Annotated in this window: 19 protein-coding genes and 2 pseudogenes; 11 read left to right on the top strand and 10 right to left on the bottom strand. The window is 71.6% G+C overall.

The features are described 5' to 3' along the window. Positions 1 to 1643, top strand: a 1643-nt coding sequence (locus ACFY0F_RS03885) for a hypothetical protein (RefSeq protein WP_388788387.1), incomplete at its 5' end; no start/stop codon positions are given. Between the two features lie 94 nt (positions 1644 to 1737). Here ACFY0F_RS03885 and erpA read toward each other — a convergent pair. Further along, positions 1738 to 2094, bottom strand: coding sequence for an iron-sulfur cluster insertion protein ErpA (gene erpA / locus ACFY0F_RS03880; protein ID WP_388788385.1), 357 nt, complete (start codon positions 2092 to 2094; stop codon positions 1738 to 1740). A gap of 252 nt (positions 2095 to 2346) precedes the next feature. Between erpA and nadA the strand changes: the two genes are divergently transcribed. Then, positions 2347 to 3543, top strand: coding sequence for a quinolinate synthase NadA (nadA, locus tag ACFY0F_RS03875; protein ID WP_388788382.1), 1197 nt, complete (start codon positions 2347 to 2349; stop codon positions 3541 to 3543). An 82-nt stretch (positions 3544 to 3625) separates the two neighbouring features. On the opposite strand, the gene ACFY0F_RS03870 is transcribed toward nadA, so the two are convergent. Next, the gene (locus ACFY0F_RS03870) at positions 3626 to 4675 is read right to left on the bottom strand and encodes a methyltransferase (protein ID WP_388788379.1); all 1050 of its coding nucleotides are present in this window, start codon (positions 4673 to 4675) and stop codon (positions 3626 to 3628) included. A gap of 239 nt (positions 4676 to 4914) precedes the next feature. Here ACFY0F_RS03870 and ACFY0F_RS03865 point away from each other — a divergent pair, with 239 nt between their 5' ends. The 3 genes and pseudogenes from ACFY0F_RS03865 (at position 4915) to ACFY0F_RS03855 (ending at position 6973) form a co-directional block, all read left to right on the top strand. Continuing rightward, positions 4915 to 5916, top strand: a complete 1002-nt coding sequence (locus tag ACFY0F_RS03865; protein WP_388788376.1) for a helix-turn-helix domain-containing protein — start codon at positions 4915 to 4917, stop codon at positions 5914 to 5916. Positions 5917 to 6124: 208 nt separating this feature from the next. Further along, positions 6125 to 6797: pseudogene (locus tag ACFY0F_RS03860) on the top strand (DUF5753 domain-containing protein). Next, a complete protein-coding gene (locus ACFY0F_RS03855) occupies positions 6776 to 6973 on the top strand; it encodes a DUF397 domain-containing protein (protein WP_388788374.1) in 198 nt (65 codons plus the stop codon). Before ACFY0F_RS03860 ends, ACFY0F_RS03855 begins: the two are co-directional and overlap by 22 nt. Before the next feature lie 18 nt (positions 6974 to 6991). On the opposite strand, the gene ACFY0F_RS03850 is transcribed toward ACFY0F_RS03855, so the two are convergent. The 4 genes from ACFY0F_RS03850 to ACFY0F_RS03835 are packed head-to-tail and all read right to left on the bottom strand — an operon-like array spanning position 6992 to position 10049. After that, positions 6992 to 7669, bottom strand: a complete 678-nt coding sequence (locus ACFY0F_RS03850) for a response regulator (RefSeq protein ID WP_388788371.1) — start codon at positions 7667 to 7669, stop codon at positions 6992 to 6994. Beyond that, positions 7666 to 8892 (bottom strand): sensor histidine kinase, encoded by a 1227-nt coding sequence (locus ACFY0F_RS03845; protein WP_388788368.1) that lies wholly within the window; start codon positions 8890 to 8892, stop codon positions 7666 to 7668. The genes ACFY0F_RS03850 and ACFY0F_RS03845 overlap by 4 nt, the downstream gene beginning before the upstream one ends. 43 nt (positions 8893 to 8935) lie before the next feature. Next, entirely contained in the window at positions 8936 to 9214 is a 279-nt protein-coding gene (locus ACFY0F_RS03840; RefSeq protein WP_388789185.1) for a hypothetical protein, read from the bottom strand. A gap of 43 nt (positions 9215 to 9257) precedes the next feature. Further along, positions 9258 to 10049, bottom strand: coding sequence for a PspA/IM30 family protein (locus ACFY0F_RS03835; RefSeq protein ID WP_388788365.1), 792 nt, complete (start codon positions 10047 to 10049; stop codon positions 9258 to 9260). Between the two features lie 256 nt (positions 10050 to 10305). Between ACFY0F_RS03835 and ACFY0F_RS03830 the strand changes: the two genes are divergently transcribed. The 3 genes from ACFY0F_RS03830 to ACFY0F_RS03820 all read left to right on the top strand — a co-directional run bounded on the left by ACFY0F_RS03830 (position 10306) and on the right by ACFY0F_RS03820 (position 12961). Beyond that, positions 10306 to 10932, top strand: coding sequence for a DUF3043 domain-containing protein (locus ACFY0F_RS03830; protein WP_388788363.1), 627 nt, complete (start codon positions 10306 to 10308; stop codon positions 10930 to 10932). Between the two features lie 80 nt (positions 10933 to 11012). Continuing rightward, complete coding sequence (locus ACFY0F_RS03825) at positions 11013 to 11717, top strand: class I SAM-dependent methyltransferase (RefSeq protein ID WP_388789182.1); 705 nt, start codon at positions 11013 to 11015, stop codon at positions 11715 to 11717. 188 nt (positions 11718 to 11905) lie between these two features. Then, on the top strand, positions 11906 to 12961 hold the full coding sequence (locus ACFY0F_RS03820; RefSeq protein WP_388788360.1) for a S1C family serine protease: 1056 nt from the start codon (positions 11906 to 11908) through the stop codon (positions 12959 to 12961). A 48-nt stretch (positions 12962 to 13009) separates the two neighbouring features. On the opposite strand, the gene ACFY0F_RS03815 is transcribed toward ACFY0F_RS03820, so the two are convergent. Beyond that, on the bottom strand, positions 13010 to 13222 hold the full coding sequence (locus tag ACFY0F_RS03815; RefSeq protein ID WP_388788357.1) for a hypothetical protein: 213 nt from the start codon (positions 13220 to 13222) through the stop codon (positions 13010 to 13012). 113 nt (positions 13223 to 13335) lie between these two features. Between ACFY0F_RS03815 and ACFY0F_RS03810 the strand changes: the two genes are divergently transcribed. Next, complete coding sequence (locus ACFY0F_RS03810) at positions 13336 to 14544, top strand: bifunctional adenosylcobinamide kinase/adenosylcobinamide-phosphate guanylyltransferase (protein ID WP_388788355.1); 1209 nt, start codon at positions 13336 to 13338, stop codon at positions 14542 to 14544. On the opposite strand, the gene ACFY0F_RS03805 is transcribed toward ACFY0F_RS03810, so the two are convergent. Together ACFY0F_RS03805 and ACFY0F_RS03800 are read right to left on the bottom strand one after the other, a co-directional pair. Beyond that, positions 14541 to 14897 carry a DUF6980 family protein gene (locus ACFY0F_RS03805; RefSeq protein WP_388788352.1) on the bottom strand — a complete coding sequence of 119 codons (357 nt, stop codon included), beginning with the start codon at positions 14895 to 14897 and terminating at the stop codon, positions 14541 to 14543. The two genes, ACFY0F_RS03810 and ACFY0F_RS03805, sit on opposite strands and share 4 nt — an antisense overlap. Then, positions 14894 to 15287, bottom strand: a pseudogene (locus ACFY0F_RS03800) (winged helix-turn-helix transcriptional regulator). The gene ACFY0F_RS03805 and the pseudogene ACFY0F_RS03800 overlap by 4 nt, the downstream one beginning before the upstream one ends. 96 nt (positions 15288 to 15383) lie before the next feature. On the opposite strand from ACFY0F_RS03800, the gene ACFY0F_RS03795 reads away from it, so the two are divergent. Next, the gene (locus tag ACFY0F_RS03795; RefSeq protein WP_388788349.1) at positions 15384 to 16265 is read left to right on the top strand and encodes an NAD(P)-dependent oxidoreductase; all 882 of its coding nucleotides are present in this window, start codon (positions 15384 to 15386) and stop codon (positions 16263 to 16265) included. A 27-nt stretch (positions 16266 to 16292) separates the two neighbouring features. Here ACFY0F_RS03795 and ACFY0F_RS03790 read toward each other — a convergent pair whose 3' ends face one another. Then, a complete protein-coding gene (locus ACFY0F_RS03790) occupies positions 16293 to 17291 on the bottom strand; it encodes a class I SAM-dependent methyltransferase (RefSeq protein WP_388788346.1) in 999 nt (332 codons plus the stop codon). Positions 17292 to 17424: 133 nt separating this feature from the next. On the opposite strand from ACFY0F_RS03790, the gene cobT reads away from it, so the two are divergent. Next, the gene (cobT, locus tag ACFY0F_RS03785) at positions 17425 to 18603 is read left to right on the top strand and encodes a nicotinate-nucleotide--dimethylbenzimidazole phosphoribosyltransferase (protein WP_388788343.1); all 1179 of its coding nucleotides are present in this window, start codon (positions 17425 to 17427) and stop codon (positions 18601 to 18603) included. Positions 18604 to 18637: the final 34 nt, after the last annotated feature.

The raw sequence follows: 18637 nt of genomic DNA, 5'->3' as shown, positions 1-18637 counted from the left end.
CTTCGGCGGAGCCGGTAGCCAAGTCGGAAGCGGCAGCCACGTCGGAAGAGGCGGCCGCGCCGGACGCTGCATCCGCGCCGGACACGGCGGCCGAGTCGGAAGCGGCGGCCGCGGCCGCGGGCGACGGTGCCGAGCCCCTGGCCGCGGACGTACCCGGGGTGCCCGGCAGCGAGGTTCCCCGGGACCATGCTCAGGCTGACGACGAACGGTCCGCCCGGCGCCGCTCCCCCGTGGCCGCTGCCGCCGTCGCCGCCGCCGTGCTGCTGATCGGCGGCGGTGGGGCGTACCTGACGGCCACGGCGAACGGCGCGTCGGACAGCGGTACGGGTTCCGCCTCCTCCGGCGGCACTCCCCCGCCGCTCGCGCTGGACGGCCGTTCGGAGGGCATCGCGCCCGGTGAGCCCAACCCGTACGGCATCACGTACAAGGCCGAGGGCACGCTGCCCGGCGGCCCCGGCTCCGCGCCCGTGTACCGGGCGGGCGGCGAGGTCGCCAAGGAGGACGTGGCCCGGCTGGCGAAGGCGCTGGGCCTGACCGGCACACCGGTGGCCGAGGGGCAGACCTGGCGGGTCGGGTCCACGAAGGACGGGTCGGGAACGGTCCTGCAGGTCGGCAAGGAGGCGCCGGGCAACTGGACGTACAGCCGCTACGCGACCGGCACCGACAACTGCAGGAAGGTCATCTCCTGCGCCCAGGACCCCGCCGACCCGGCCGTCGACCAGGTGAGCGAGGCGGCCGCGAGGAAGGCGGCGGCGCCGGTGCTGAAGGCGCTGGGCCAGGACGACGCCAAGATCGACGCGAGCCGGATCATGGGCGCCCGGCGGGTGGTGAACGCCGACCCGGTGGTGGGCGGACTGCCCACCTACGGGTGGACGACCGGTCTGACCGTCGGCGAGGGTGGCCAGGTGGTGGGCGGCCACGGTGAGCTGATGACGCCGGTGAAGGGGGACACGTACCCCGTCGTGGGCGCGAAGAAGACGCTGGACCTGATGAATGCGACGCCTGGGAACGGAAGCGGGAGCGGGGACGACCACCGGATGGGCATCGGCGGTTGCGCCAGCCCCGTCCCGCAGAAGGACCGGCTGGAGCAGCCGTGCGGCACCTCGCCGTCGGGGACGGCCGTGCCCGCGCCGGCCCGGGAGACGGTCACCGTGCGCAAGGCGGTGTTCGGGCTGGCGGCGCACTCCGTGGACGGCCGGCAGGCGCTGGTGCCGTCGTGGCTGTTCCAGGTGCGGGGTGCGGCGGACGCCTACACGGTGACGTATCCGGCCGTCGACCCGAAGTACCTGGCGTCGTCGAGCACCCCGTCCGACGGCACCCCGTCAGCCCCGTCGGCGTCGCCGGCCGAGCAGTCCGTGAAGGTCACGGGCTACAGCACCACCGATGACAGCACCAGCCTGACCGTGGCGTTCGAGGGCGGGGTGTGCGCCGACTACAAGGTCTCCGCGGCCGAGGACTCCGGCAAGGTGACCGTCACGGTGACCGAGACGCCGTGGAAGGACAAGGTCTGCATCCTGATCGCCAAGGTCTACCACCGGACCGTGCACCTGGACCAGCCGCTCGGCGACCGGAAGGTGGTCGGCTCGGACGGCCAGGAGGTCCCGATGGAGCGGCCGGGCGCTCGCCTGCCGAAGTCGTCGTAGGCCCGGAGATCGCGAACCGGCGGACACGCGAAGGCGGCGGCCCCGTAGCAGGGGACCGCCGCCTTCATGTCGTGCGCGTCGTACGCCGCTCGGCTCAGCTGAAGGAGTCGCCGCAGGCGCAGGAGCCCGTCGCGTTCGGGTTGTCGATCGTGAAGCCCTGCTTCTCGATCGTGTCCACGAAGTCGATGGTGGCACCGCCCAGGTACGGCGCGCTCATGCGGTCGGTGACGACCTTGACCCCGTCGAAGTCCTTCTCGACGTCACCGTCGAGCGAACGCTCGTCGAAGAAGAGCTGGTAACGCAGGCCGGAGCAGCCGCCGGGCTGGACGGCGACGCGGAGGGCGAGGTCGTCACGGCCTTCCTGGTCGAGCAGGGCCTTGACCTTCGCCGCGGCGGCGTCGGTCAGGACGATGCCGTCGGTGACGGTGCTGGTCTCGTCCGATACGGACATCTACATCTCTCCCGGGTTGTACGGAGACTGCTTGCCGACGGTTCCAACCGGCGGGGCCGCGGATTCATTCCGGGCCGAGCTGTTTGTCTTGTCGTTCCCTCCTCATGCTCGCACATGCGGTTCGCGGCGGAAAACGCCTCACCGGGATTCACGTCACATCGACGCGATGACCATCGTCAAAGTGACGTGAAGCGGGTTATGATAGATAACGTCAATTCGACGAAAAGTGGAAAAGTAGAAAGGGTGCGTGTCGTGACCACCGCCCAAACCCCGGAGCTCGACGTACAGCCGTCGCCGCTCGCCCTGCTGCTGCTCGGCCGTGAGGCCGACCCGAGGAGCGAGCGGGGAGTCGAGTGCCCCGGCGACCTGCCCTCGCCGTCCGACCCCGACCTGGTCGAGCGCGCCCGCGCGGCCAAGGAGAAGCTCGGCGACAAGGTCTTCGTGCTCGGCCACCACTACCAGCGCGACGAGGTCATCCAGTTCGCGGACGTCACGGGCGACTCCTTCAAGCTGGCCCGGGACGCGGCCGCCCGCCCGGAGGCCGAGTACATCGTCTTCTGCGGTGTGCACTTCATGGCCGAGTCCGCGGACATCCTGACGTCCGACGCCCAGAAGGTCGTCCTGCCGGACCTCGCCGCCGGCTGCTCCATGGCCGACATGGCGACCGCCGAGCAGGTCGCGGAGTGCTGGGACGTGCTCACGGAGGCCGGCGTCGCCGAGCAGGTCGTGCCCGTCTCGTACATGAACTCCTCCGCGGACATCAAGGCGTTCACGGGCAAGCACGGCGGCACCATCTGCACGTCGTCGAACGCGAAGCGGGCGCTCGACTGGGCCTTCGAGCAGGGGGAGCCCTCGGCAACAAAGGTCCTGTTCCTCCCCGACCAGCACCTCGGCCGCAACACGGCCGTCCGCGACATGGGCATGTCCCTGGACGACTGCGTGGTCTACAACCCGCACAAGCCGAACGGCGGCCTGACCGCCGACGAGCTGCGCTCCGCCAAGATGATCCTGTGGCGCGGCCACTGCTCGGTCCACGGCCGCTTCAGCCTCGACTCGGTCAACGACGTGCGCGAGCGCATTCCCGGGGTGAACGTCCTGGTCCACCCGGAGTGCAAGCACGAGGTCGTCGCCGCCGCGGACTACGTCGGCTCGACGGAGTACATCATCAAGGCCCTGGAGGCCGCCCCGGCCGGCTCCAAGTGGGCCATCGGCACGGAGCTCAACCTGGTCCGCCGCCTGGCCAACCGTTTCGCGCCGGAGGGGAAGGAGATCGTCTTCCTCGACAAGACGGTCTGCTTCTGCTCCACCATGAACCGCATCGACCTCCCCCACCTCGTCTGGACCCTGGAGTCCCTCGCCGAGGGCAACCTCGTCAACCGCATCCAGGTCGACAAGGAGACGGAGGCCTTCGCGAAGCTGGCGCTGGAGCGGATGCTGGCGCTGCCGTAGCCTCAGATGCCTCGTGGAGATGCCCCTTCTCATATGGAAGGGGCATCTTTTCGTACGTGCGTCATGACACCCGTCGGCTGGATCAGACGGCGACGAGCTCCAGGCCGAAGTAACCGTTACCCACGGGGTATGTCTTCGACCGGCGCCATCCCGAGGCCTCGAACAGGGCGTCGAACTCGGCCAGGTCGCGTTCCATGCCGTTCGTCGTCGTGAGCATGGCCATGTCCGACAGGGTGGCCAGGTCGGGCTTGCCGATCTCACCGACGACCATCTCGACGACCAGCGCGCGTCCCCCCTCGTGCACGGCGGACCGGCAGTTGCGCAGGATGGTCGTGCACTGGTCGTCGTCCCAGTCGTGCAAGATCGTCTTCACCAGGTAGAGGTCGGCCGGGGGAACCTCCACGAAGAAGTCGCCGCCCACCGCGGAGAAACGGCCGGCCAGGCCGCGCTTCTCGGCCTCGCCGCGGGCGGCCTCGACGACGTGCGGCAGGTCGAGGACCTGCCCGCTCAGCCGGGGGTCGGCCTCCAGCAGCGCCAGGACGAAGTCACCGTTCGAACCGCCGACGTCGACGACGGTGGACACACCTGCGGTGGACACGGCGGACACGGCGCCCTGCGTCACCAGGCCTGACAGGTCTCCCATCGCCTGGGCGAAGAGGGCCGCCTCCTCGGCGTTCTCCGGCTTCGCGTAGTACTCGAAGATCTCCATCCCCAGCGCCTTCTCGGTCTGGGTCTTGCCTTCCCGCACGGCCTCGGAGAAGGTCGCCCAGGACTGCCAGAGCGCCTGGCCGGTCTGAGCCAGCACCAGGGAGCGCATCGAGCCGGGGACCCCGGAACGCAGCAGGCGGCCCCGTCCGGTGAGACCGAAACGACGGTCCCCCTCGTAGCTCAGCAGGCCGATCGAGGAGGCCGCGCGCATCAGACGGTACGTGGCCTGCGGATGACTGCCCTCGCGCTCGGCCACCTCCTCGGCCGTCATGGCTCCGTCGGAGAGGTGGTCGGCAATGTGCAGCGCCGCTATGCCCCTCAGAACCTGGGCGCGGACCAGGCCGATCAGCAGGTCGAAGACAGCGGCGGCATCGGCCGCGGAATCGCTCGACGCAACGTCGGTGCCGAGATTGGTGTCAGACATGACAGCTAGAACCCTTCGGTACTCACCATGAGGCGGAAGCATGGAAGCAAGCGCGCTGTCTCTGTCTCCACGCGCTGCGACATCGTTGTCCGCATCGCTCACCTTAGGAAGACCGCGGCGGAGTGTGCTTGTACAACAGCGCCACTCTGATGGAACGTCGGCGCCAGGCAACGCGGGCCGTGGTGAGATCAGTCCGCGAGGATGCGGCGGTCGTCGGCAGGAGGAGGCGAGGCGTTGAGATGAACGACACGGAACACAGCGAACCTCAGCCCGACGGGCCGGCACCAGGAAGGAAGTTCTTCGTCGACACCACGGCCCCGACTACCGCGACTGCACCGACTACCGCGCGGAACGGCTTCGACGTCTTCCGGCGTGCGTGGGAGTCGCAAATCGGAGAGGCGCTCCCGCTGCCGCCCTGGGAGCCGGTCGGATCGGGTGAGTTCCGGGTCCGGGTCCGTGCGTCCAAGGTGCACGACACGGTGATCTCGGGCGTCTATGGCGAGTTGATGGCCGGCGGCACCCGGGGCGCCTCCCAGCACCCTGAGGACCGGATCCTGGTGCATGTGATGGGACGCGGCGAGTGGCGCTTCGTCGCTCCGCGCAACCGGGGCGAGACCGCCGTACCGGCTGGGCAGTTCATCGTGCGCCACAACGGCCCTCCGGCCCGCTTCGAGGTGGCACCGCATTCGACCGCGAAGGTACTGATCCTGCCGGCCACGCCGCTCAGTCCGCTGATCCGCGACCGGGCGACCGTAGGCCCGGCCGACTCGCCCGAACTACGACTGCTCATGGCGTACGCCCAGATAGTCGAGGCGACGCTCGACGACCTGACCCCCGCCGGTGCACGAGCCGCCCGCAACTCCCTGCTCGAACTGGTCAAAGGGGTGCTCATGCAGACGTTCGACGACACCGAACCCCTGCTGGCCCCCGCGTTGGCCCAGGCAGCCAGGGACATCGCGGACACCCGCCTCACCGACCCCGACCTCTCCCCCACGACTCTGGCCCGCGAACTCAAGGTCTCCGTACGAACGTTGCACCGGGCCTTCGCCGAGACCGACGACTCGGTGGCCGCGTACGTCCGCCGCAGACGCCTGGAGCAGTCCCGCCTCGAACTGACGGCGCCGGGCACCCGCCCGAGCGTCTCGGAACTAGCCGCACACTGGCAGTTCGCCGACAGCAGCCACTTCGTCCGCGCCTTCAAGAAGGAGTACGGCCAGACACCCGCCGAATACGCCCGATAGGCAGAAGTGACCGGCGAATCGGGGGCTACGTCAGCGATGGCCGCGCAGGTCGCCACGGCCGCGTCCTGACCGTCAGTGCTCCGGCAGCCGGGCGCCCCGGCATTCCGCGATCCGCAGGGCGTCCTGCAACGCCTCGGCGAGCCGTACTCCCGCGAAGCGCAACTCCCGTGTTGAGAAGGGACGAACAGCAACAGGAAAGGCGCGTCTCATGACATTTCGCCCCCAGGCACTGACCCCCTACCTGTCCGCCCGCCACTACTTCGGCGCCGAGCAACGACGTCATCGCGAGGTCGCGGGCCTGTCCCTCGTACAACTCGCGGGCATCGTGAACTCCAGCAAGAGCACGCTCGCAGTACGGGGCCCAGGCGTTGCCCGGCCTGCTGCAGACCGAGGCATACGCACGCGCCCTGTTGCGCTGTCAGCAGGACCTGACCGAAGAGCAGGTCGAGCAGCGTGTCACGGCCCGGATGTCGAGGCAGGAAAGGCAGCGCTCGGCCGAACCGCCGCTCCGGTGGGCGATCATCGACGAGTCCGTTCTCCGGCGCCCGGTAGGCGGACGGGAATGCATGTACGAGCAACTGGCCTTGCTACTCGACCAGGCGGATACTGCGGACAGTAAGGTGCAGGCCATGCCTTTCAGCGCGGGTCCGCACTCGCTGATGGGCGGAGCGTTGACCCTGCTGACACTGCCCGGCGGCTCAACGGTGGCTTACGAAGAGGGTATTGACGCAGGTCACCTCTACGAGGACTCGGAAGCGGCCGGGAAGTGGCGGCGGCAGTATGAAGTACTGCGTGCCAACGCTCTCTCGCTGCCCGAATCAGTGCAGCTGATCCATAAGGCGATGGAGGACTACGGAACATGCGACACAGCGCCGAACTGAGTTCCGCCCGTTGGCGCAAGAGCAGCTACAGCAACACCAACGGCGGCGAATGCGTCGAGGTCACCGACGACTTCCCCGGCATCGTCCCCGTCCGCGACAGCAAAACCCCCCACGGCCCCGTACTCGTCGTCCCAGCCCCCGCCTGGGACGCCTTCGTCAGCTCCCTCAAGCGATAGCGGAACCCGAAGGACCCGTCAGTCCCCCCTCGGCCGCACCAGCCCCGACTCGTAAGCGATCACCACGAGCTGCGCCCGGTCCCGCGCCCCCAGCTTGGCCATCGCCCGGTTCACGTGGGTCTTCACGGTCAGCGGACTGACCTCCAGCCGCTCGGCGATCTCGTCGTTGGAGTGACCGCCCGCGACCTGGACGAGTACCTCGCGTTCTCGTCCGGTCAGCGCCGCGAGGCGTTCCGCGCGAGCCGGGTCGGCGTCGTCCGCGTCGCCCTGGGCGAGGAAGCGGGCGATGAGGCCCTTGGTGGCCGTCGGGGAGAGCAGGGCGTCTCCCCCGGCGGCGACCCGGATGGCGTTCAGGAGTTCCTCCGGTTCCGAGCCCTTGCCGAGGAAGCCAGACGCTCCGGCCCGCAGTGCCTGCACCACGTAGTCGTCCACCTCGAAGGTCGTGAGGATGACCACGCGGACGTCGGCGAGCCGGGGGTCCGCGCTGATCAGCCGGGTGGCCGCCAGGCCGTCCGTGCCCGGCATGCGGATGTCCATGAGGACGACGTCGGCCCGAACCTCGGTCGCCAGCCGCACGGCTTCCGCGCCGTCCGACGCCTCCCCCACCACCTCCATGTCCGGCTCGGAGTCGACGAGCACCCGGAAGGCGCTGCGCAGCAGTGCCTGGTCGTCGGCGAGCAGGACACGGATGGTCATGCGGGGTCTCCCGATGCGGCGGCGGTGGGCGTCTTGATCGGCAGGATGGCATGGACGCGGAAACCGACGCCGTAGCGGGGGCCGGTGGTGAGGGTGCCGCGCAGGGCGGTGACGCGTTCACGCATGCCGAGCAGACCGTGGCCGCCGCCCGAGGCAACCGGCTCGTTCCCGTCGGGCCGGCCGTCGTCCAGCACCGTGACCTCGATGTTCGGGCCCACGCGGACCACGCTGACCTCGGCCTTGGCGTCGGGTCCCGCGTGTTTCTGCACGTTGGTGAGGGCCTCCTGGATGATCCGGTACGCGGCCAGGTCGACGGCGGCGGGCAGTTCGGTGCCCTGGTCGGCGCGGGCGACCTCGACCCGGAGGCCGGCGTTGCGGAAGGTGTCCGCGAGGTCTTCGAGGCCGCCCAGGCCGGGGGCGGGCTCGGTGGGGGCCTCCGGGTCGCCGGACTGGCGGAGCAGGCCGACGGTGGCGCGGAGTTCGTTCAGTGCGGAGCGGCTGGCCTCGCGGACGTGGGCGAGGGCTTCCTTGGCCTGGTCGGGGCGTTTGTCCATGACGTGGGCGACGACCCCGGCCTGGACGTTGACCAGGGCGATGTGGTGGGCGACGACATCGTGCAGGTCACGGGCTATGCGCAGGCGTTCCTCGGCGACCCGGCGGCGGGCCTCCTCCTCGCGGGTGCGCTCGGCCCGCTCGGCGCGTTCGCGGATGGCCTGTACGACCGCGCGCCGGCTGCGGACGGCGTCCCCGGCGGTGGCTCCGATGCCGGTCCAGGCGAGGATGGCGAGGTTCTCCTGCGCGTACCAGGGCAGCGGGCCGGCGAGCATGGCGGCGCCGGTCAGCACGGTCATGGTGAGCAGGCCGGCGCGCCAGGTGGTGGCGCGGTCGGTGGTCGAGGCGACGGTGTAGAGGGCGACGACGGCGGACATGGCGACCGGGGCGCGGGGGTCGCCGGTGACGCACTCGATCAGGGAGACGGTCCCGGTGACGGCGAGGACCGTCTTGGGGGCGCTGCGGCGCAGGACGAGTGCACCCGCCCCCACGGTGATGAGCAGCAGACTGAGCGGATCGGGGCGGTGCACGCCCCAGTCGACGCCGTTCTCGCCCTGCGGGGTCACGAAGGACCCGACCACCATGCACACCAGCACGCCCGCCGCCAGCGCCGCGTCCAGTGCGAGGGGGTGCGCCTGGAGGCGGCAACGGGCACGGTCGAGGGTGGTCACAGGTGCACAGTACGTTCCTGGGGGCTTTGTCCCCCAGCCCCCGTCAGCCCGGGATCAGACCGTCGTCGCTCAGCAGCTCCCTGACCTCCTCCAGCGTCGCGTCGGGCGACGGCAGGATGAGGTCGGAGGGGTCCAGGGAGTCGTCCGGGACGGGCTCGCCCAGGTCCCGGACCTTGGTCAGGAGGGCGTGGAGGGTGCGGCGGAAGCCGGGGCCGTCGCCGTTCTCCATCTCGGCCAGCAGCTCGTCGTCGAGCTTGTTCAGCTCGGTGAGGTGGTTGTCCGCCAGCCTCACCTGCCCCTCCCCCATGATCCGTACGATCATGTCGGCCATGTCGCCCTCCAGGCTGTGGCTCTCGGCGCTCGCGCTACTGCTTGTCGAAGCGCGGGGTGTCCTGCGGCTGCTGCTGGGACTGTCCCTGGCCGGCGCCGCCCTCGATCGCCTGCTGGGGCGAGCCTCCGGCGAGTTCGGCCTTCATACGCTGCAGTTCCAGCTCTACATCCGTACCACCGGAGATCCGGTCCAGCTCGGCCTGGAGGTCGTCCTTGGCCGTGCCGGTGGGGTCGTCGAGGGCGCCGGAGGCGAGGAGCTCGTCGATGGCGCCGGCCCGGGCCTGGAGCTGCTGCGTCTTGTCCTCGGCGCGCTGGATGGCCAGGCCGACGTCGCCCATCTCCTCGGAGATGCCGGTGAACGCCTCGCCGATCCTGGTCTGGGCCTGGGCGGCGGTGTAGGTGGCCTTGATGGTCTCCTTCTTCGTACGGAAGGCGTCGACCTTGGCCTGGAGCCGCTGGGCCGCGAGGGTGAGCTTCTCCTCCTCGCCCTGCAGGGTGGAGTGCTGCGTCTCGAGGTCCGTGACCTGCTGCTGGAGCGCGGCCCGGCGGGACAGGGCTTCGCGGGCCAGGTCCTCGCGGCCGAGCGCGAGGGCCTTGCGGCCCTGGTCCTCCAGCTTGGTCGACTGGGACTGGAGCTGGTTGAGCTGGAGTTCCAGACGCTTGCGCGAGGTGGCCACGTCGGCGACGCCGCGGCGGACCTTCTGCAGCAGCTCCAGCTGTTTCTGGTACGAGTAATCGAGGGTCTCGCGCGGGTCCTCGGCCCGGTCAAGGGCCTTGTTCGCCTTCGCGCGGAAGATCATCCCCATACGCTTCATGACACCGCTCATGGGCTTCGCGCGCCCCCTTCTGACGGACTCCAGCTCACAGATCCTGCTGCAAGACCCACAGTACGGGCCCTGCATCCATTACCGCACTGTTCGGGGACGGATGCGCTCATCCCCAAGGACGACTGCGGTCCGGTCCGCTCCGGCGTAGGGAGTAGGTGGGTCCCGGGGGTGCCCCGAGCGAACCGTCTGCAACGTCCCCTGTGTCCCCTTGGAGACGAATGGTGTTGCCGGATCGTTCCCAGCCGGGCTGGGGTCCATGCCCCCGAACCCCGTACCCTTGGGTTTTGTGTTCCGTAGCCGTGCCAAGGATGAGAAGGCCCCCGCCGACAAGGCGGTGCTGACCGACTCCAATCAGCCCCGTGACCCGCAGGCCAAGAAGGGCCGGCCCACGCCGAAGCGCAGTGAGGCCCAGGCCCAGCGCCGCAGCTTCGCCAGCACTCCGACGAACCGCAAGGACGCCGCCAAGCGCCAGCGTGAGGAGCGCCGCGCCCAGCTGGAGCGGCAGCGCCAGGCGCTGGCGAGCGGTGACGAGCGGTACCTGCCGGCCCGTGACAAGGGCCCGGTCCGCCGGTTCGCCCGCGACTGGGTCGACTCGCGGTTCAACATGGCGGAGTTCTTCCTGCCGCTGGCCGTGGTCATCCTCGTACTGAGCGTGGTCCAGGTGCCCGCGCTGCAGAGCATCGCGCTGCTGATGTGGCTGGTCGTGATCATCCTGATCGTGCTCGACTCGCTCCTCAGCGGCTTCCGGCTGCGGGGGCGGCTGGCCGAGCGCTTCCCGGACCAGAACAAGAAGGGCGCGGTGGCCTACGCCCTCATGCGCTCCCTGCAGATGCGTCGGCTCCGGCTGCCCAAGCCGCAGGTCAAGCGCGGAGAGCGGCCCTGAGCACGGACGCTTTCGAGGGGGGTGCGGCCGAGGCCTGGCTCAGCCGGCTGGGCGGGCTGCGGGATGTCGTACGGCAGGAGCTGGTCGCCCGGCAGCTCGACGAGCAGATAGCCGGGCGGTTCCCGGTCGGGCAGCGGCTGCGGGTGCTCGACGTCGGGATGGGCCAGGGCACGCAGGCGCTGCGGCTGGCCCGCGCCGGGCACAAGGTGACCGGTGTCGAGCAGGACGCGACGATGATCGCGGCGGCGCGTGAGGCGCTGTCCGGTCAGCCGGAGGGGATCCGCGAGCGGATGCGGATCGTCCAGGGCGACGGGCGGGACACCGGCGTGCACTTCCTGCCGGGCAGTTTCGACGTGGTGCTGTGCCACGGGGTGCTGATGTACGTCGAGGAGCCCGATCCCCTGGTGGCCGGGCTGGCCCGGATGCTGGCCCCGGGCGGGCTGCTGTCGCTGCTGGTGCGCAACGGTGACGCGCTGGCCATGCGGCCGGGGCTGTCCGGCGACTGGGCGGGCGCGCTGGCCGCGTTCGACACGACCGCCTACCGCAACCGGCTCGGGCTCGACGTGCGCGCCGACCGGCTCGGCACGCTGACGGCCACGCTCGCCGGGATCGGGGCGCCGCTGCACACCTGGTACGGCGTGCGGGTCTTCACGGACACCGCACCGGACGGTGCGGAACTCCCGGCCGACCTGGACACGCTGCTGGCCGCCGAGGAGCGGGCCGGCCGGACCGACCCGTACCGGGGAGTCGCGGCGCTGCTGCACCTGTGCGGGGTACGGGGCTGAGGATTGCCGCCGCGCCCGCCGCTCGGCCGGGGCGGCAGGCGCGTGCGCGGGCGTCAGGGGGCCGGGCCGGGAGTTTCCCGCCCCCGCCGCCCCTACCCGTCCCGTCCCGCCCCAGGGGCTTCGCCCTTTCGACCCCGTTCGGGTGAGTTCGGCGGGCCGGGTGATCAGTCCCTGGGGAGACTCGGGGCATGAATGCCTCGCGTGCCCGGATCGTCGGCGCCCTCTTGGCGCTCGCGCTTTGCACGGTGCTCGGCTCCGGCTGTTCCTCGCTGGAGCCGTCGGCCGGGAAGGAGGAGGCCGCCGCCGCGGTCGCCGGGCCGGGTGCCGACCTGCAGAGCGCGTATCTGAGGGTGATCAAGGACGTGCTGCCGTCGGTGGTGCAGATCCGGGCGAGCGGTTCCCTCGGCTCCGGCGTGGTGTACGACGGCGACGGACACATCGTCACCAACGCCCATGTCGTCGGCGACGACAAGACGTTCAGGGTGACCACCGCCAACAGCCAGGACCCGCTGACCGCGTCCCTGGTGTACTCCTACCCGGAGCAGGACCTCGCGGTCATCAAGCTGGACGGGGTTCCGGGCGGGCTGAAGGCCGCGCGGTTCGGGGACTCCGAGAAGGTGCAGGTCGGACAGATCGTCCTGGCCATGGGCTCGCCGCTCGGGCTGTCGTCCAGCGTGACGCAGGGCATCGTGTCGGCGACCGGACGGACCGTCAGCGAGGGGAGCGACGGCGGGGGCACGGGCGCCACCATCGGGAACATGGTGCAGACGTCGGCGGCCATCAACCCGGGCAACAGCGGCGGGGCGCTGGTCGATCTGAGCGGGCAGGTCATCGGCATTCCCACGCTCGCCGCCGCCGATCCCGACCTCGGGGGCAGCGCGGCGGCCGGAATCGGGTTCGCGATCCCCGCGTCCATGGTGCGCACCGTCGCCGACCAGATCGTCAGGAACGGCAGGGTGACGGACTCCGGCCGGGCCGCGCTCGGCGTCACCGGCCGGACCGTCCTCGACAGCTCGTTCCGGCCCGCGGGTGTGGCCGTGGTCGAGGTGCGGGGCGGGAGCGCGGCCGACCGGGCGGGTATCCGGCCCGGTGACGTCATCACCAGGCTGGGCGACACCGACATCACCACGATCACCTCGCTGTCCGAGGCACTGGCGGCGGACCGGCCGGGGCAGCGGATGCCGGTGGCCTTCGTCCGCGACGGCGGTCGGCGGACCGTGTACGTGACGCTGGGTGAGCAGTAGCAGAGAAGAGGGCGGGCGAGTACCTGCCGCGGTGCTCGCCCGCCGCGGTCAGGACTCCTCGGCGTGCAGGCTCATCGGGCCGTAGATCTCCGTGGTGTCCTCGAACAGCCGTACCTGGTCCGCGCCGCCCTCGAGCAGGGCCTTGTAGTGCTCACCGACCCAGGACTCGGCATCCCCCTGGGTGGTGAACTCCTCCGGCTGCACCGCGGGCTGGACCTCCGTCCCGTCGGCCTTCTCGAACCGCCACGTCCAAGCCACCATGTACGCCTCCCTGGTGCGACCACGTGCAGAGCGAAAGCCGGATCTTGGTCCGGCTTCTGCCACGAGCCTAACCGGACGCGCAAGACCTGCGGCGACAAGCGAAAATCAGGTCCGTGGAAGTGACTCTGCTCGGCACCGGTGCCCCCGCGGGCCTGCCCCGCCCCGACTGCCCCTGCGCGGCCTGCGCCACCGCGCTCGGGCCGGACGCGCGGGCCGCCACCGCGCTGCTCGTGGACGGGCTGCTGCTGCTCGACCTGACGCCCGGCGTGGCGTTCGCCGCGGCTCGGGCCGGGCATTCGCTGGGCGGGGTGCGGCAGGTGGTGCTGTCTCATCCGCACGACGGGCCGGCGATCGAGGTCCCGGACGGGCTGCCGCAACCCGTACGAGTGCCGGACGGCCGGGACTTGACGCTGCTGACGGGGCATCGGGTGCGGGCGCTGGCGATGGACGCGGGCGGCACCGGGTACGCGGTGACCGGGCCGGACGGGCAGCGGCTGCTGTACCTGCCGCCGGGCAGCGCGCCGGCCGGGCTGGAGAACGGGGCGGTGCACGGCGGGACGTACGACATGGTGCTGGCGGACGTGGTGGGACGGCCGGACGCGCTGGCCAAGCTGCGGGCGGTGGGCGCGGTGGGGCCGACCACGGACGTCGTCGCCGTTCACCTCGACCACGACGTACCGCCCGGCGCGGAGCTGCGGCGGCGGCTGGCCGCGGCGGGGGCGCGTGCGGTGCCGGACGGGGCGACGCTGGCGGTGGGCGCGTACGAGGACGTGCCGGACGTCCCCCGGCGGACGCTGGTGCTGGGCGGTGCCCGGTCGGGGAAGTCGGTGGAGGCCGAGCGGCGCCTCGAGGCCTTCCCCGACGTGCTGTACGTGGCGACCGGCGGTTCCCGCAACGGGGACACCGAGTGGGCGGCGCGTGTGGCGGCGCACCGGGAGCGGCGGCCTGGTTCCTGGCGCACGGCGGAGACCTGCGATCTGGTGCCGTTGCTCGGGGAGGACGGGCCGCCGTTGCTGATCGACTGTCTGTCGCTGTGGCTGACGGACGCGATGGACTCCGTCGGGGCGTGGGACGACGCGGAGTGGGCGTCCGGTGGGGAGCGCGCGCTGCGGGAGCGGGTGCGGGAGCTGACCGCGGCGGTGCGCGGGGCGCGGCGGACCGTGGTCGCGGTGTCGAACGAGGTCGGGTCGGGGATCGTGCCGGCGACCTCCTCCGGCCGGCGGTACCGGGACGAGCTGGGACGGCTGAACGCGGCGTTCGCGAGCGAGTGCGAGCAGGTGGTGCTGGTGGTGGCCGGGCAGGCGCTGGTGCTGCGGGGTTAGGACGTGTTGCGGAACGGGCCCGGCAGCCAGCGACTCGTCACTTCTGGTGCGGCCGAGGCGAGCCGGCGGGCGTCCTGGAACCCGGCGGGCAACTCGTCCTCCCACGGATCGATCCCGCGGCGCTCCGGCTCCTCGAACCACCGGTCCCGCTGCGACTCGGGGAGGCGCCGCCCGCACCAGGGACAGAAGCCGATCGTGATGCTCGACGTGCCGCCGTCATGGACGATCAGCCCGTACTCCTGGAACCTGGCGCTGAAGTCGACCAGCGCGTCCGGGCAGTCGAAGGGGTCGTCGTGCTCGTCGCAGCGCAGGTCCACGTGGTAGGTCATGGTCTCGCAGCAGTGAGTGGTCATGACCTCGGCCTCACGGTGATCGGCACGGAGACGTCGTCGGGGCGGCCGGCCGGAGTGGCCGGCCGCTCGCGCCCCCAGGCGGCCAGCGGCCGGAGGGCGTCGTCGAGGCGTATCCCGTCCTCGGTCAGCGAGTACTCGACGCGGGGCGGGACCTCGTCGTAGGAGACGCGGTGCACGACGCCGTCCGCTTCCAGCTCACGCAGGTGAGAGGCCAGCACCTTCTCGGTGATCCCGGGAAGCAGCCGGCGCAGCTCGCCGAAGCGACGGCAGGGGTGCTCGTGGAGCGCCCAGAGGATCAGCACCTTCCACTTGCCTCCGATCACCTCCATCGCGGCGTCGATCCCGCACACGTGTCGCTCCGGTGCGCTCCGGCCGGTTCAGCGTCGTCATGCCCCGCCCTCCTGACGTGCTCGCTCACCCCGGGGTAACCACCCACAACCAAGTGCGTACTTGATCACCTCCGGCCCTGTGACCAGCCTAGTCGGCATGGCACACAACCCTGTTGAGAAGACTCCCGTCACCATGCTGGGCCTCGGCGCGATGGGCGCCGCACTGGCTCGCGCCTGGCTTGCCGCCGGCCACCCGCTCACCGTCTGGAACCGCACCCCGGCCCGCGCGGCGGCACTCGCCGCCGAGGGCGCGAGGGTGGCGGAGACCGCCGCCGAGGCGGTCGCGGCGCACTCCCTGATCGTCGTCTGCCTGCTGGACGACACCTCGGTCGAGGAGGTGCTGGCCGGCACCGACCTGGCCGGCCGGGACCTGGTCAACCTGACCACCAGCACCCCTGCCCAGGCCCGAGTCCGCGCCGAGTGGGCACGCGAGCGCGGCGCCCGCTACCTGGATGGCGGGATCATGGCCGTACCTCCGATGATCGGCGTCCCGGAAGCCGGCGGTTACGTCTTCTACAGCGGCTCTCGGGAGCTGTTCGAGCGGCACCGGGAGACCCTGGTGGTACCGGCCGGCACCACCTACGTCGGCGAGGACGCGGGCTTCGCGGCCCTGCACGACGTGGCCCTGCTCAGCGCCATGTACGGAATGTTCGCCGGTGCCGCGCACGCCTTCGCCCTGATCCGCAGAGAGGACATCGACCCCGCCTCGCTCGCCCCGCTGCTGGCCGACTGGCTCGTCGCGATGGCCCCGTCGGTCCACCAGACCGCCGACCGACTGCGCAGTGGCGACTACACCGAGGGCGTCGTCTCCCACCTCGCCATGCAGGTGGCCGGCACGCCGACCTTCCTGAGCACCGCCGAGCAGCAGGGCGTCAGTCCGGAACTGCTCAGTCCCTACTTCGAGCTGATGCGCCGCCGCCTGGCCGAAGGCGGCGGCGACGAGGACCTGACGGGAGTGATCGACCTGCTGGTGCGCTGAGGGCGCCGCGGGTTCTGCGGTCCGGTTCTACGGTCTGTCCTTGCGGGCGACGAGGCGGTAGGCGTTGGAGAAGCGGGTGCGGCGGAGCACGGGGGCGAGGGTGTGGTCGAGGGCGGAGGCCGCCGCGGCCAGGGGGGTGGCCGCCGCTCCGAGTACGGGGTGGGCGCGGGCCAGGGCCAGGTGGAGCGCGGCTGACAGGTCGTAGGGGATGTGGGGGGCGCTGCGGTCCGTGACGAGGATCGTGCAGCCCTGGGCCTGGAGTTCCGTGCGGAGGTTGCCGAGGGGCACCAGGTGCAGGTGGCGCGGTTGTCCGTGGGGCAACCACCATCTGCCGAGCAGGGCGGCGAACACGCTGTGCGGATCGGGGACCTCGACGACGAGGTGGCCGCCGGGACGCAGGACGGTGAGGGCGGCGCGGAGTTCGGCTCGGGGGTCGGGGGCGCTCGCCAGGTGGTGGAACATGGTGACCACGTCGTAGCGGGAGCGCAGGCGGGCCGGGTTCCCGGGGGTGGACAGGTAGCCGCGGTGGGCCTCCTCGACCCGTCCCGCCAGCAGGGCCTGCTCGACCCGGGCCGTCGGGTCCAGGCCGTCGAAGCTGGTGTACGGGAAGAACTCCTTCGCCGCCTCGGGGAAACGGGCGTGGCCCGTGCCCACGTCCAGCCAGCTCTCCGGGTCGGGCAGGGCCGACAGCGCGTGGGCGGCGGCGCGGTGCCGACGGCGGACCGCGCGGGCGCTCAGGACGCGTTCGGTGAACTCCTCCAGGTGTCTTCGGTAGGCGTCGCGGTGGTGGAGGGCGATCCCCTCCGCCGTGAGCCGGGGGTTCTGGAAGACGTGGCGGCAGTCGCGGCACTCGTCGACGACGAACGTGCCCGGCCGGTGCCGCAGCGGGTCGGGGGCGCGCAGCCGGGTGCGCAGTCGCCGCGAGCCGCACCAGGGGCAGTCCGCGCGCCGTGGTTCCAGGAAGGGGTCCGTGGCCTGCGGTCCGGCCTGGGGGGTCGTCCGCGGGGTGTGGGGCGAGGGCTGCATGGGCGGCTCCCTGTGCGACATTCCGCTGCAAAGCGGAACGTATGGGATGCCGATCTTGGGTGCAAAGACATCGCGCGGGTGTGGTGGCGATGTGGCGCGGAACCGTTCGATCGCTGCCGGTACTGTTCGGCGAATGAGCTCGCTTAATCTCGACGACTTCACCGATCTGATCGAGCGTCCGGACGGGGGCGTGCGCCGTGACGCCGAGGCCCGCCGGGAAAGCCGGATCGTGCCGCCCGGGTCCCTGGGCCGCCTCGACGACCTGGGCGAGTGGCTGGCCGCCGCACAGGGTGCCGTACCGGTCCGGCCGGTCGAACGGCCGCGGGTCGTGCTCTTCGCCGGTGACCACGGCATCGCCGCGCTGGGCGTCTCCGCCCGGCCCGCGGGCAGTGCCGACCGGCTGGTCCGCGCCGTCCTGGAGGGCGCGAGCCCGGCGTCGGTGCTGGCCCGCAGGCTCGGGGTGCCGGTGCGGGTGGTGGACATGGCGCTGGACTGCGATCCCGGGTCGCTGCCGGCGGAGGTCGTACGGCACCGGGTGCGGCGCGGCAGCGGACGCATCGACGTCGAGGACGCGCTGACCCTGGAGGAGGCCGAGGCCGCCTTCCGCGCGGGTGTCGCCGTGGCCGACGAGGAGGCCGACTCCGGTACCGATCTGGTGGCACTCGGCGATGTGAGCGTCGGCGGGACCACGGCGGCCTCGGTGCTGGTGGCCGCGCTGTGCGGGACGGACGCCTCGGTGGTGACCGGGCGCGGCGGCGAGCCGATCGACGACCTGGCCTGGATGCGCAAGTGCGCCGCCATCCGGGACGCGCTGCGGCGGGCGCGGCCGGTGCTCGGCGACCAGTTGCAGCTGCTGGCGACGGTGGGCGGTGCCGATCTCGCGGCGATGACCGGGTTCCTGCTGCAGGCCGCGGTGCGCAAGCTGCCGGTGATCCTGGACGGGGTGGTGGCGGCCGCGAGCGCGCTGGTCGCGCAGCGGGTCGCCTTCCGGGCGCCGGACTGGTGGCTGGCCGGGCACGACAGCGGGGAGCCCGGGCAGGCGAAGGCGTTGGACCGGATGGCGCTGGAGCCGCTGCTGGAGCAGGGGCTGACCGTCGGGGAGGGGGCGGGGGCGCTGCTCGCCCTGCCGCTGGTCCAGGCGGCGGCCGCGCTGGCGGCGGAGCTTCCCGCGCGGGAGCCCGAGGAGAAGCCGGAGGAGAAGGAGCCCGAGGAGGTCGAGGCGAAGGAGTCCGACGAGCCCGGAGCCGGGCAGGTCGAGGCCGGACAGGCCGGGACCGGACAGGTCGAGGCCGGGCCCGAGCAGGCGGAGTGACCGGCGGGAGGGTGGCCCGACCGGAAAAGACATG

Origin of the sequence: Streptomyces sp. NPDC001544 (assembly GCF_042894285.1) — a bacterium.
GTDB lineage: Bacteria > Actinomycetota > Actinomycetes > Streptomycetales > Streptomycetaceae > Streptomyces.
This window is presented reverse-complemented; position numbering and strand designations above follow the sequence as displayed.